Annotated in this window: 5 protein-coding genes; 1 reads left to right on the forward strand and 4 read right to left on the reverse strand. The window is 46.1% G+C overall.

The features are described from left to right. Positions 1-228: 228 nt before the first annotated feature. Positions 229-5,583 carry a S8 family serine peptidase gene (locus tag ADU24_RS06335; RefSeq protein ID WP_053365838.1) on the reverse strand — a complete coding sequence of 1,785 codons (5,355 nt, stop codon included), beginning with the start codon at positions 5,581-5,583 and terminating at the stop codon, positions 229-231. 974 nt (positions 5,584-6,557) lie between these two features. On the opposite strand from ADU24_RS06335, the gene ADU24_RS06340 reads away from it, so the two are divergent. Then, on the forward strand, positions 6,558-8,783 hold the full coding sequence (locus ADU24_RS06340) for an FIMAH domain-containing protein (protein ID WP_053365839.1): 2,226 nt from the start codon (positions 6,558-6,560) through the stop codon (positions 8,781-8,783). A 105-nt stretch (positions 8,784-8,888) separates the two neighbouring features. Here the strand turns inward: ADU24_RS06340 and ADU24_RS06345 are convergent, their stop codons facing one another. The 3 genes from ADU24_RS06345 to ADU24_RS06355 all read right to left on the reverse strand — a co-directional run bounded on the left by ADU24_RS06345 (position 8,889) and on the right by ADU24_RS06355 (position 14,612). After that, positions 8,889-11,930: an FIMAH domain-containing protein gene (locus ADU24_RS06345; protein ID WP_053365840.1), complete on the reverse strand. Its 3,042-nt coding sequence runs from the start codon at positions 11,928-11,930 to the stop codon at positions 8,889-8,891. A gap of 289 nt (positions 11,931-12,219) precedes the next feature. Further along, positions 12,220-13,815, reverse strand: coding sequence for an FAD-dependent oxidoreductase (locus ADU24_RS06350; protein ID WP_082306837.1), 1,596 nt, complete (start codon positions 13,813-13,815; stop codon positions 12,220-12,222). Positions 13,816-13,985: 170 nt separating this feature from the next. Then, the gene (locus tag ADU24_RS06355; protein WP_053365841.1) at positions 13,986-14,612 is read right to left on the reverse strand and encodes a YesL family protein; all 627 of its coding nucleotides are present in this window, start codon (positions 14,610-14,612) and stop codon (positions 13,986-13,988) included. Between the last annotated feature and the right edge of the window lie 151 nt (positions 14,613-14,763).

A 14,763-nucleotide genomic window follows, 5' to 3' on the forward strand; every position in this document is an offset into this window, starting at 1 on the left:
AAACTCCCCAAGTATCTTTTCCAAATCAATAAAAAAAGGTGCGAAACCGCCTTCCCCTAATGGAGGGTGATTCGTACCTTTTTTAATACTTATTTATATTTCGGTTTAAAACCATTTACGTTACATTGAAGTATTTATTTTTAATAAAGTATCCTTCCTGAATCATTCATTTTAACGAGTTAAAAGCCCCCTGATTTCTCAGGGGGCCCGTTTGACGTTTAGACGGGATTAATTGACTACAATCTTGTGCGTTGTTGAATGTGTCGCACCTTTGTCGTCAGTAACAGTCAACGTGACGGTATAGGTACCTTTTTTATTAAATGTGTGATTTACAGTTGCCCCGGTACCGGTTGTTCCATCACCGAAGTTCCACTGGTAGCTTACAATCGTTCCATCCGGGTCGCTGGATTGGGAACCATCGAATTGCGTAGCTTTTTTCATCTTGGCTGTTGCCTCTCCTTTGATCACAGCAATTGGCGCTTTGTTCTCTGCAGGAGGTTCAACCTGGCCGCCGCCGGCAGTTACATACAGCTTTCCTGGCGCGGCTACTTCAACCTGGTTGCCTGATTGATCTGCTACTCGAACTACGATAACGCCGCCATCCATCTTAAGCGAATCAGGCGTTTTGTATGAGCCTTCATAATGTCCTGGTGACGTTTCAGTCATTGCTATTCCATTATTGGCGCCTGAAGGCATTAATGGCAATTCAATCCGGAACGAAGCGTTGAGCCCTGGTTCGCTGTCAAAAGATACATGCACGGTCTCACCGGCAACAATGTGGACATCGGCGGCTGGTGAAATGTTTGTAATTTCAGGGGCGCTAAGGTCAACAACTACGTTACGTGTAACTGTAGTTGTGTTGCCCGCGCGGTCGGTTGAAACTACTGTAATCGTATTTTCACCGGCGTCAACTAGTACTTTGTGTGAGAAAGTACCGTCGGCGCTAACATTAACGGATTTTCCGTTCACTGTTAGGGTGTCAAAATGGTCATCGCTTGTTGACCCTGTTACGTAAACCATTTCAACATTTGTTCGGTAATCCTGGATTGGCGCTGTAACATCAAGTACCGGTGCTGTCTGGTCCAAAGTCACGACAGTAGGTGCGGAACGATCAGAGATTTTTCCGTTTACGACCACTTCGACGGTTAATTCATTCGCACCCGCATTTAGCGTTGCAGGGATGCTGAACTTCCCGTTTTCAACCGTACCCGTACCAACCTGTTCTGTACCATTATAGAGCTTCACTGTCGAACCATTGACCTGAGAAATTCCGGCTACTGTAACATTTTCATCATTTGTAAAGGAACCATCAACAGGTGAAGTGATGACTGGCGCGCCAACTGGGTATTGGACAATCGCGCGGATCATGTAGTTGCCTTCCGCTGCAGGAGATTGGCTCCAGGCTCCGCTAATCCTTTGCCAGCTGCGCAGAGCGTTCTTGCCATTTTCATCGGTAGCCAACCCTGGTGTGTTAGGATTCGCGAATGATTGGATATAGACAACATAGAAATCTCCTTCAACCATAACCGGTTCCTGGAATTTAACTGTTGTCCAAGTGCCATCGCGTTTAGCCGTGCCGTTGAGCGGACCTGCTAGTTGTCGGCCCGGCGCGCCATTTGCGCCTGTAGCGTCATAAATCGCGTATTGGAATGCGGTGCCGCCCGGAACCGGCCATTCTGTATTCCAGAAGCGGAACATGGCGCCTGTCACTTGCGCCGCGCCATTTTCAGGCGTCATGCGCACCGCCCAGGCATTGCCTGCTGCGTTCCATGCACGGGCGTTTTCGGCGGTGCCGTCATCGTATCCGATTGTTCCTTCGAACCCGATAAATGGTTTCAACCCTACATTTACTTCAACTGATCCATTTCCTTTAACAGTGACAGTTGAATTTTTATTGTAGTATTGGTCGGCGGATACCGCGAGAGTGTACGTGCCTTCTAAAACTTCAAGCGAGAATGAGCCGTTTTCATCTGTTCTTACAGGTGAAATGCGGGCATCTTCCATGACCATTACCGTTGCATTTGCAATAGGTTCGCGGGATCTTTCATCCGTCACTACACCTGTGATGATTCCATGCGGGATCGGTTCAAGTGTAAAGCTGACTGATGTATCCCTTCCGTCATTAATTTTGATAGGGCGGGTCTGTGGATAGAATCCATAGGCGTCAGCGCGAATGGTGTAATCCCCGGCCATATGAATCATGCTAAAGCGTCCGTTGCTTGCATCCGTTCTTGTAGAACGCCCTGTTTCAAGGACAGTAACTGTCGCATTGGCAGGTAAGCTTTGCAGCCCAATTCCGCCTTGAGGCTGAGTTGGCAAAGCATCCTTTTCGGTTCTTGTCAGCTTCACTTCAGGCCCTTCATATACCGCTTTCGGTTTGGCCATTGCCTGGGAATCACTTTCAACCGCTCTTTCAAATTTTTGCGGTGCTGGAGCGGCCAATACGGCAAAGTTATCGATATACCATCCAAGTTTTACGACACTGCCATCCGATGTAACGCGGAACCTTACTTGAACTTGCTGGCCGGCATATGAGGCTATATCGTAAGAAACGGTAGACCAGTTTTTGCCGTTTGTTGAGTGGCTGAACATGCCGAGCTGTGTCCAGGTTGTTCCGCCATCCTTGGAAATTTCGACAAAGCCTTTATCATAGTTTGTTTCAAGCTCATACCAGTGCGAGAATGCAAGTGTTGCGTTTGTTACCTGTGAAAGGTCGATCACTGGGGATACGAGCGAGAAATTGGCGCTGCTCTCGTAATTTCCATCAAGATCTGTTCCCCATACATTTGGAGCGGACGGAGGAACAGGTGCGCCCGTGCCGGAAGGAGTGCCGCGCTCCCACTCATCCCGTGTACCGGAATGGGTCCAGCCGTTATCTGTATCACCATCAAAATTATCGCTGTACACTGTCACCGGGGCGGTAACTGTGACAGATACCTCGTTGGAGTTTCCGCTCTCATTGCCAAAGTAATCTTTTGCTCTTACGACATAGAAATAGGTCTCGCCATTGGCTGTGTTGGAATCTGAAAAACTGTTCGCAGATGTCGTTCCGATTTTTTCATAGCCATCGCCTGAGACAGAGGAACGATAAACATTGTATTCTTTGAAATCTGCATCGGAAACGGCTGACCAGTTAAGCGAGACAATTCCCAATGAATTTGCCTGGGCTGTTAAGTTGGCTGGAACAGCAGGTGCGACATCATCCGCTCCAATGAGAGACACATCATCGATATACCAGCCATCCCGTGTTCCGGAACCATCGGTATGCAGGTTGAAAATGACAAAAATCTGTTCTCCCGCAAATTGGGATAGGTCAACGACTTGGTTTTTCCATCCGCCGCTTAAACCAGTAAAGGAAGCTAAAGAAACGAATTCATAATTGGTTGATTCCGCCGCTGCATATACAACGCCCCTGTCATAATTGGTCTCCAGGTTGAACCAGTGCTTGAAGGAGAGCAGGGCACCCCGATTGCTATCCATGAGATCAATTGGCGGCATCATCATGTAGGAGTTGGAACTGTTGAGATATGGTCCGTCAACATTGGTTGCAATCAGCTTCGTGCCTGAAGCTGCTGAACCAGGGCCGCCTACAGGAACACCCCACTCCCATGTGTTATTCGTCCCGCCAGTCGTAAAGCCATTAATATTTGTTTCGAAGTCCTGGAAGTAACCAGGCTTAACACCATTGGAAACTTCAATAGAATACTTATTTGTTTCAAAACCATTATTGCCGTAATCGTTTACACGGATGTAATATTCCGTACCCGCCGTATGTACGAGGAAGTAAGGAATTGAGCCTGTATACACTCCGTCTTTATAATCCCCGGATGTTCGTGACATTGGAATGTATGTCCAGTGCGTGGTGCCTTTGATTCTGGCATACGCTTCCACTGTAACAACCCCAACATTGTCCGATACACGGGCGGTGAATGGTATATCAAATCCCGTATAGGCCATTGTAACAGGCGTGTGCTCAAGCACAGGAGGCTCGAAATCGTCCCCGGCGGTAGCAACCCGGCCGGACACTGAACCTAGGCCGCTTAGAATGGATCCTACAGCATCAGCGGCGTTGATTAATCCGCTTCCGTACCCGTGGTTCGGGCTTGTAGGATATTCGTTATCTGTTAATGGTATTGCCGTTGTTGTAATAATTTGTTCAAGCTGGTCAACCGTGAGGGATGAATTTACTTGAAGCAGCAATGCGGCTAGTGCCGTCGTATGCGGGCCGGCCATTGATGTCCCGTTCCATCCGCCTTCATAGCCGCCGCCTGGCACAGAGGAGCGCACATTTACTCCTGGCGCAGATACTTCAGGCTTAATTTCTCCATAAGGGGACGGGCCTCTAAGTGAGAAAGAAGCTACTTTGTTGTTGATATCTGTTGCCCCAGTTGCGAATGATTCCGGATAGTTGGCCGGGTTCGCCACTGAACCAGGTCCTCCCGGATTGCCAGTACGGACATTTCCCGCTGAAAACTCTGGGAAAATTTGTGCCGCGCGCCATGACTGGACCATTGGCCGGAACCACTCGTCAAGTCCAGGGCCGCCGCCCCATGAGTTGTTCACAACATCTGGAGCCATTTCCGGGTGGCGATTTCCATTTTTGTCAACCGGTGCGATCAGCCATTGTGCGCCACGCAAGATAATCTCATCTGTCGTAGATGGATTGAAAATACGGACCGCCATCCATTTCGCACCAGGCGCGACACCGATTTTGTTCGTTCCGTTTGCTTCCGAACCAACCATCGTACCCATCGTATGGGTTCCGTGGCCATCCGTATCGACTGGCAAGGATGCGCCACTGTGGGCATCAAACCAGCTGAATTCTGGATTAACCACATTGCCGTTCGCGTCGTATCCACGCCATTTGCGCTTCAACGCAGGGTGATTCAAATCGACACCTGAATCGAGATTCGCTACGACGATGCCGGTTCCATCGATTCCCATCGCCCAAGCTTCAGGAGCGCGGACTTGATTAATGTTCCACTCAATATTGCTGGGTTGGATATCTGCGGTTACATTCTTTTCCTCAGTCGCCGTAGACTTTTCCGCTTTATCGAGAAATCTCTCCTCGTTAGGAAGAATCTTGTCTACTTCAGCGCGTAAAGCGATTTTCTCCATAACGTTTTTAGTACTCGTTACGGACAATGCGTTAACTATGAAGAAGCTTTCAAACTTTTTTACTTCTCCTTTTTTTTGCATGCTATCTAAGTATTTTTCCAAACCAAATTGTGTACGGGAGGCTGTTTCCAGCAAAGAGGAAACAACAGCGTTACGCATAGCAAGCTTGGCAACGGCCGGAGGTTCTTTTTTCTTTCGTGATGCATCATGGGCGTTTTTCGAAACGGCATTAACATCCGCTTGTTCTTTCATTTTAATGAGGTAGGTGACGTATTCATCGTCTTCAAATTGTTTGGCTAGTTTAGGAGCAATTTTGTCAGCAGCTAGTTGGGGCGCGTTCGTTTGAAGATCAACCTTTTGCATGGAAGTACTTCCTGTTGCAGAGGCCGGGGCAGTGAGCGTTAGTGTAAGTACGAATATAAGCCATTGAGAAACCCATTTCCGTAATCTCTTGGTTTTTACCAATACATTTCCTCTCCCTCTCACTTAATGAATGTTTTTTCTAAAAAAATGAATAGAGTAATAAACTAAACCTCCTCTCTGTTCTTAAGAGTAAAGTAATCTGACTATTTAGACAATGAGTAAAAATACAGTTTGGTTTATGTTTTGGATAAATTTTCCCAACTTTTTTGAACAAGGAAAACTATTGTAATAGAAAGGAATTAGTACCGTATGAGGGAGTTAAAAAGTTATAAAAATAGCTTTTGTCCGGAGAAAGAGATTTGAAAACACAATGTAAAACAATATTCCTCTCACTGGAAATTTCGACAAAACCGCCTATTTGCCGAGTAAGCAGTTTTAAATAAAAATTGGTTCGTTCTAACAGCGATTTGCGTCGCCATACTATACAATCAAATTTGCCTTTCGGTCACGGCTGCATCCCCATTCCTCTCCCTTTGACAAAAACTCCCGGAATTAGCCTGAATTTTTAATGATAGGAATCGGTCATTTATCAATTCGAAAATGGATGATGAACGGATACCTGGACTATAAAATTGGCACGCTGAGGTCCAATCCGGAAGTGATGAATATTTTAGTGAATTGGATCACCATGCAATGAAATAGTTTCAAAAGTAAAAAGTTTATAGCGGGGGGAGGGTATTCAGAAAAAATTTTCCCAACTATTCAAACGTTTATATTGCGTAAACTTTTTCCTTGCCAGCAAGAGGAAGGAAGAAGGTAGGGTAATGGCGGGAGTGGCTTTTTTTACGACGTAAAATCCATCTGGAAAGTCCACTTGGTTTGATTTACACCAAAAGAATTATCATAGGCCTTTCATCCTCAGCCGGTTTAGGGCTATCTTCCTGTATATATGGAAGGTTATTTATCGACATATTTCAGTCCTTTTAAGTTTGATATTTTTAGAATATTAGAAAAAAGAAAGGGTGAGATGCGAGAAGCAAAGGATTTAAAAAACAATAAAGGAGGAGTGAAAGAAAATGAAGGCGTTTTTAAAATCTTTTTCGATTGTTTTAATTTCGTTTACATTATTACTCTCATCTATTTTTTTCAGCGGACCTGTAAAGGCGAAAGAGGATTCAAGATTCAGGGAGCCGGTTAATTTAGGATCGCCGATAGAAAGTGTAGCTGTGTATGATTCCGCCTATGGGGTAGAGGACGGGCGCGATATGATGTATACAACCTCAAGTGGCAACCCTGCCATTTTCCAGGTGATTGACCTAGCCAGCCGGGAAGTTCTCAGAACTTATCCGCTGGAAGGGACAGGCGCTGTATGGACACATATTACCGTCCCGAATGGCAACGTCTATATTGGCGGCAATGGGTTTCTTTATGAATATTCCCCGGTCACAAAAGTAGTAAAAAATCTCGGGGGCATAGGGGAGAGCGTTGTCTACGGTTTGTCCTATGATGACCAGGGCCGTGTTTATTTTGGCTCATTCCCAAATGCGAAAGCTGGCCGTTATGATCCGAAAACTGGCGAAATGAAGGATTATGGCAGTATTGCCCCTGGGCAAAGCTATTCCAGGTCCACCGCGTACCATAACGGGTTCTTATATTTAGGGATTGGCGTTGAAAATGTCCTCGTCAAACTGGATGTTGAATCCGGCAAATTTGAAAAGATTGGGCTGCCTGATCATGTTGTGCCTGGCAGCAGCGTCTGGCAGCTTGATGCGGCGGGAAAATACATTATCGCAGGAGTTGGCGGCGGCAGTAATACCCTCCTGTTTTATGACACGGAAACTGGCCAATGGAGCGACAAGTATTACCTGAACAATAAGGGATTGCGGCTCGTCCATGGGCTTCCCGGCAGCAGCAAAGTTTATTTCCTGCAAGGCAACAGATTGAAGGAAGTTGACCTTGACACACTAAATGCCGTTGATACAGGTGTTGTGTTTGGGACATATTTGCGGAATACAGGATGGGTCGAGGTTGAAAACGATCCCGATTTACCTGGCAAATCATTGGTGACAGTCCAATTCGCCGGCCAAGTCACATTTATAAATTTACAGACCAAAAAAGTAAAAACGATTCAATACCCGGTCGCCGGCAATCCGATTCCAATCCAAACATTGGAGAAAGGGCCTGATGGAAATTTATATTTAAGCGGGTATCCTGGAGGGAAAGGCGCAGTCTACAACCCGGAAACGGATAAGAACAAGAATTTCACTTTGGGGCAGGCCGAGGGAATGGTGCCGCTTGGAAATAACATGTACTTCGGGGTTTATGCGGGTGCTTTCATTTTCGAGATGGACGTTACAAGTCCAGCGCTTTCTCCGAAACAAATTTACGATATTCCGGAGCAGGACCGTCCGTTCATTATGACCGCGGCAAAAAATAAGCTATACATCGGCACGATCCCTGACTACGGGCATCTTGGAGGATCCTTAACAGTGCTTGACCCGGCTTCTGTAAAGGATACTGTGGTTTATCCAAATGTCGTTCATAATCAAGCCATTGCCGGCCTTGCCGAGGTAAATGGAAAGCTTTATGGCTCCACTACCGTTGCAGGCGGACTCGGAACCGATCCGACTGAACAAGCAGCGAAAATCTTCATTTGGGATATGGAAAAGGGTGAAAAAATTACAGAGTTTGTTCCCGAAATACCAGGTGTGACGGTCCAGCCGAAGATGATTAGCGGAATGAGCCTGGGACCGGACGGCCTGTTATGGTCTGCAGCAGACGGTTCTATTTTTGCCATGGATTCGGAAACGCTGGAAATTGTGAAAAGCAAAAACATCTTCCCAGAGGTAAAAGATTATGGAAGGTGGAGGCCGGCCCATATCCGCTGGAGCGAGGATGGCCTCATGTACACGACACTTGCCGGCAATTTGACAATAATCGACCCGGTTTCATTGGAGCATGAAGTTTTGGCAAAGACAGAGTTGATGACAATCGGCAATGACGGAAATATTTATTATGCCGACAAGGCTTATCTGAAGAAAATCGAAGTATCCAATACATTGGAATCAGTGTTGAGTTTCGTTCAACGCCAGACTGAATACGGTAATATCAAAAATTCAGTAAGTATGCAGCTGGCTAATTCCATTACTTCTGCCATCCATCATCGCGATATGAGAAGGCAGGAGCAGGCGGCTAAACATTTGCAGGATGCCCTGAAGCACTTGGAAAATGCGGAACCAATGGATATGGCAGACGAAGCCTTTGCAAAATTAAAAAGCATTCTCAGCTCAATCAAATTGTAAGATGGTTAAGTAAAACAAAAGGCCGGGCTGCCCTTTTCGAAGGGAAGCCTGGCCTTTTTTCAGGAAAGTTTTTCTGCCTAAACAGATAACCTTCTTCGCTAGTAATTAATCCCTAAATCCTTCCTCAACAGAATCAATATTCGCGTGCAATGTCTTTTTGACCGATTCATCCACGCCGCTTTGGTCCAGATGCTGGCGGAAATCATCCAGATGCTTAACCGCCTGGAAGATCGCTCCGTTTTGCGCATGGTGCTTAGCCTGTTCGAGCCGGTTTGTTAATTGCTTGGCCAGAAAATGAGGTATGGCTCCGGCTTCTTCCAGACGCAGGATTTGTTCTGAGAGTGTTTCAGCCGTCACATTCACGCTGATGGTGATTTTATTGGTTGTGACATCATACCCGTTATACGTAACTTTGGCATAGAGTTCCGCTGTGCCTGCATTTTTGCCGGTCATTTTTCCGTCCTTCAGCTCGACGGCGTCCGGATTGGAATTGAACCATTCAATCTTGGCGCCTGCCAGATTGGCTTTGCTTCCATTTACGAGGGTAACCGCAAGATTAATATCCTGTCCGGCTCCCTGCAAAATTGAATCACTTGCCGCGGACAGCGTGCCCTTTTCCACCGGAACAGGTAATTGATACAGGTTTTCATTGGCAGTGTAGTAGATATTTCCTTCATGGTCAACATCCATCAAATTGACTGTGCCGGTTACCAATTGTTTGCTTTTCATCGTTTCCGGATCAATAACAGTCAATGTTCGCCCCGCTGTCGTATAAAGATAGCCTTGCTTATCCCAGCGGATAAAGAATGGCCGCCACTGGCTTCCACGGTTGACGCCTTTATAAAGCTCCGTGCTTTTGACAATTTTTCGGTTGTCAGGATCCATCGCGAATAAAACCGTGTTATAGGCACCGGCTTTATCATAGCCCCATGCCACACCCCAGAGGTTTCCATCAGGGCCGGCCGAGAGCTCCCCGATCATTTCCGGAGTTGCCAAGCCTTCAACATGTAAATCAAATACCTCATAAGAACCGGATGTTACATCATATTCAAACATTTTTGCCTTGGGCTCGGTAGGGGTGACGCCCAGTCCGCCTGCAAGGGTGGAGCCTCCAAATAAGGTTCCGTCAAGATAGGCCAGCCCGATAATACTTTGATTATTGATGATATTACGGATGGTGTTCCATTTCCCCGTGCCAGCATCATAAATCGTCAGTGCACCGCCAAGCAAGCCATAGTCTGGGATTGTACCGATAAATAGCTTGTTGTCGCCTGTAGCAAAAGTGAACGGCCGGCTCTGGTCATCCCCGATATCATACACCATTTCAGGATTATCACCTTTCACCCCGCCTGAGAATACAAACGGAAGGTCCGGGTCATATTTGTAAATTCTCGCACCGCCATACGTGCCGAGATACACATCGCCATTTAAGAATCCTATCCCTTCAATCTGGTGGGGATCCCGCTCACGCAAAATGTACTGATCTGTGGCTGTGTCAAATATTCCAAAGGAACCTTGATAGCCGCCCATATAAATTTTCTGGTCCTCGCCGATTTCCAGGCTTTGCATCAGAAGCCCCTGCATATCCACTTCAGGATAGCTGACCTTCAAGGTATTTGATGTCGGGTCGTAGATGGAGTATTCAATTTGATGATGCAGGATGGCCAATACATCTTTGCCGCTTTCATCCTTGATCCAGCGGATTGCCTTGGCGGGAGTAGGCGGCATCTGCACAGTTGGTTCCACTTTTGCCTGCTTATGGGTGGCCGTGTCATAAGTCCATAGTTGCTGCGTGTTTTTATTAATATAGTAGATAATCGTTTCATTATACGGTGAAGGAGGCGAGATGAGGCCGTCAAAGGCATGGTCGTTCTGCCAATCAAGGGTGTTCTTTTCTTCACCGGTATTTTTATCAATGGTCACCAGTGACGTTCCGTAAGCGACAAAAATATTGTTGCCATACTCCCATATATTTGATATTTGAGTGGAAACGCCGGTGATAGGCGTTTTGATTTCTGTCCGGTCACCCGTTTTTAAATCCATTTTCATTAAATAGGCCGTTGTCCCGGTTCCTACATAAAGGCTATCATCGGTGATTCCGAGCCCGCGTGCATATTGCTGGCCTTCGTAAAACGTTCCTAAATCAGTAAATTTGGAAGCAGCAATATCATACTCGAAAACTTTTGCATTTGGATAGGTCGCTCCGTAAATTTTCCCGTCTTTCGAGGCTTCGAGCTGCCAAACCCAATTATCGGAAGGGTTTTTGCCCAGCTGCTCAAGACGCTTTTCCTTCACGACATATCTGTATAAAATCCCATTATACGTACCGGCAAAATAAACATTCCCGTCCGCGCCGATTACCATCGCCCAAACGACATCGCTTCCCGGCAAATCAGCAGAAAAGATTTTTTTGCCAGTGGCTGCGTCAGCCGCGTAAAAAGTCGCGGGTGAACCGTTTGTGGCATAATACACTTCCCCATCGCCAATCGCCACTCCCTGGGATTTGGCAGCGAGGGCAGCGGGGCCATGGTTGATTGGCTTCCCGAATTCAAAAGGAAATTCGAGAACGTCAGATCCTTTTTCGTACAGCTTTACCTCATCATAATAGCCATTCATCTTGGATGTGGAAGGCTGATAAATAAAGACTTTTAGCCCGGTAGCTCCTGCCGGGGCGGCCGCCTCGATTTCAACGGTCTGCCACACATTCAGGGAAGGAACATCAAAATATTTGGGCGTGTCCGAAAAATTCTTTCCCTGATCATTGTACCAGCGGAGCCATATGCCAGGTTTGCCGGTAAGCTCTTTGGCATATAGTTTTGCTGAGAGTTTATATTGATTTCCTTCCGAAACCGCAATCAGCTGGCTGAACAGGCCTGTAGCACCGGTATTATGGACAGCAAGGCTTCGTTTCCCCGCATAGGCGGCTTCATCCGTGATTGCCATACCGGATTTAAGGCCGCCGCTCCAATATACCCAGGAAGGCAGGCTTGTTGTGGATGATGGGATTGCTTCGAAACCGCCATTCTCCACGGTGAGCTCTTGCCAGCTGGCGGCTGCCGATGAAGGATTCTGGTTGAAAGGCAGGTTGGATAAAACAAGGATCATTGCGAGTACGACACTCATAAAACTCTTTAAATGTTTCTTCAATTTCCTCTTCCTCCTGTAAATAAAATGTTGATCACCGATAAAGTTAAATCGATAACAGCACCCCAGTTGTCCCTATAATCCCGCTGGGACAAATTAGAATAATCAGAAAACTAATTCAGTTAAAGAGTATAGAAACTGTCCCGTCTTTAATATGACGATAATCAAATTAGTGCTTTCGTAGGGGAAGAAACAAGGATTTTTATTTTTAAAATAGCCACTTTGCATTAGCAAAGGCTTGCAATTGAAAAAGGACTGCATCTCCTTTTTTAGTAAGAGAGCAGTCCATCATTTATTTTTTCCCAAACGTGGCTTCCATCCTTGCTATGGGGTCATCTTCTAACGAATTGTCCCATTCAAGGACCTGGCCGTAATCGAGCAAGACCTTTTTCAAATCGTTATAATTAACAGCTTGCACGGTCGTTTTCTTTTGATGGGCCAAGGCTGCGGCGGCTCCGGCGGATTGTCCTATTATCATAAAGACAGGCTCCATCCGGATGGAACCAAAGGCGATATGCGAACTGGACAAACAAACCGGTACGAGCAAATTCGTGCATTCCCCTGATTTTGGCCGAATTGAACGATACGAAATCGGGTAGGGGGAAATGGGGATTTCAACATCGCCTTCATTATAAACCCTTCCATCGATGACGACTCTTCTGCAATGGTGGGAATCCATTTGGTAGCTGGCGAGGCCGATTGAATCCTCAACGGTAATGTCGCCCAGACAATTGCGGTCGGTCATAATGTAATCCGCTATCATCCTCCTGGCTTCCCTTATATAAAGCTGATGCGGCCAATGCCCTGTCTCCTCGAATTCGTCCATGGCAAGACCCCACTCGGATACCTCGTCACGAATTGCTTCGGGAACCCGTTCATCATTCGCCAGGAAGTATAGCATGCCGAGATTGTATGTAAAATGGTCCTGGAAAATCCTTTCGCGTGTTTCATACGTTCCTTCAGGCCATTCATAATTCATTCCAATATGGTCAGTCGAAAATCCGCCGTAATTATTCAAGTCCGTTTTCCCGTTTGGCAGCATTGTATGGAGGTTCATCGCATCCCATACGCCTGCATGGATATAGCGCAAAAGCAATGCATAGCGTTCCGAATCATAGGAAGGCGGCTTTGGAAAGGGAACCTGGTTATCAGGATTTTTTGTCAGGCAAATCCGGAAATTATATGCCTGGATCCGATGGTCGCCCTGGCCTTGATAGCCAAGAGTGTCATGGCTTGTTTCTGTGATACCGGGCAAAACGCCGCTTGAAGAATCGTCTTCCTGAACGTAAGGGGAGATCCATTTTTCAAATTGGTGGTGGGGGTGCCCGAACTGGATTCCATTATACGTTTCTTTGTAAGTGGCGTTGGACTCCCTGCCTACATAGTAGGAAACCCCTGCCTTGGCCATTAAATCCCCTTCATAGCCTGCATCTATGAAAATATCGCCTTTATAAACCGTTCCGTCCTCCATTGTTATTTCTGTTATTCTATTGTTCTCTGTTTTCACTGCGTCCAGATGCTGGTTGAAGATTACGTCAATCTCATAGTCATTCAGCCACATTTCGAATACATGTTTTGCTGCCTTCGGTTCAAAAGTCCACTGCTCATCCGTGCCGTAATATTTTCCTAACGCCCGAAAGAAATCTCGCGAAAATCCGCCAATTGCTTCCTTGGCCCCGCTATCCGATGCGCCCAATCCGCTCGCTGTGATTCCGCCTATATGCCTGCCAAATTCGGCAATCGCCACAGTCAATCCCATTTGTTTCGCCTGGATGGCGGCTGTAATCCCGGCCGGTGTCGCGCCATATACAATTAAATCCCTTTCAATGGCCCTCGGTTCGTTTGCTTTCGGGACAGGCGCGTAATAAACTAGCTGGCTGAAATCCATGTAAAAAACCTCCTTGGTGGGATAAAACGGTATTCATAACTTACTTTAGAGTTTATGGCAACAAAGTTATTAATCAAGACTTTTAATGGTCTTTAAGTTGGCTGGCGGTTTAAAAGAAACGACCGGCAGGAAAGAGAGGGCGGCCCTGAATAACCGGGCCACCCTCCTTCTTATAGTTGTGTATTCATTATTTTCCTTCGGTACTTGATTCGGTGCAGGGCCCTGTTGCTGCAATACGTAATGGCTACAGCTAAAACACTGCCGGTAAAAAGCGGGATAATCCCGGGCACGAATCGTATGATGATGGTTAGCAGCATGCACGAAGCTAGAATGAGAATCGTTTCTAAAAAGGAACCAGCGCCCAACAAAAAGGATTGCTTGATATATTGAAAGAATTTCATGTCAAATTGAGTGTATACAGGAAAGAAGTACACTAACGTCAGGAAGTAGGATATCGCAATAAATCCAATAACAGGATAGAGCCATTGCATTTTCGTGCCGTTCAATTGCAAAAACAGGAAGTCATAAACGATGATGTAGCCAACCACGATGAAAAATAGGCCGAATTTATTCAGGGAAATAAATTCTTTTTTATACGTTTGCCAATATGTATGAAAGATTCTTTCGACAGGCTCTTTTCGCAGCCATTTCTGGACAATTGTAAACATTGCGCCTGTGGAAGGGAAGAGGCCAAACAGGCCTAATCCGGCGACCGTGAAAAAAATCCAAAGTAGATTGACATAAGCGACCTTAACCATCCAAATCGCATAGCGGTTAAATTTTTCCCAGCCGTCCAATTCAACACCACCTCATTTTCAAGAAAAAATATCGAGCGGAAATATGAGAAAGTTTCGAAAAATTAATTTAAAGACGTTTAATAGACTTGTCACTTAACTGAATTAATTTACAATAAGGATAGACAGTACAGTAGTATTATAACATTAATTC

Source organism: Bacillus sp. FJAT-27245 (assembly GCF_001273955.1).
Lineage (GTDB): Bacteria > Bacillota > Bacilli > Bacillales > Cytobacillaceae > Bacillus_D.

Bases quoted from the DNA above. Each gene is read 5' to 3' on its own strand.
- ADU24_RS06340 (WP_053365839.1), top strand. From the start codon at position 6,558: ATGAAGGCGTTTTTAAAATCTTTTTCGATTGTTTTAATTTCGTTTACA.
- ADU24_RS06350 (WP_082306837.1), bottom strand. From the start codon at position 13,815: ATGGATTTCAGCCAGCTAGTTTATTACGCGCCTGTCCCGAAAGCAAAC.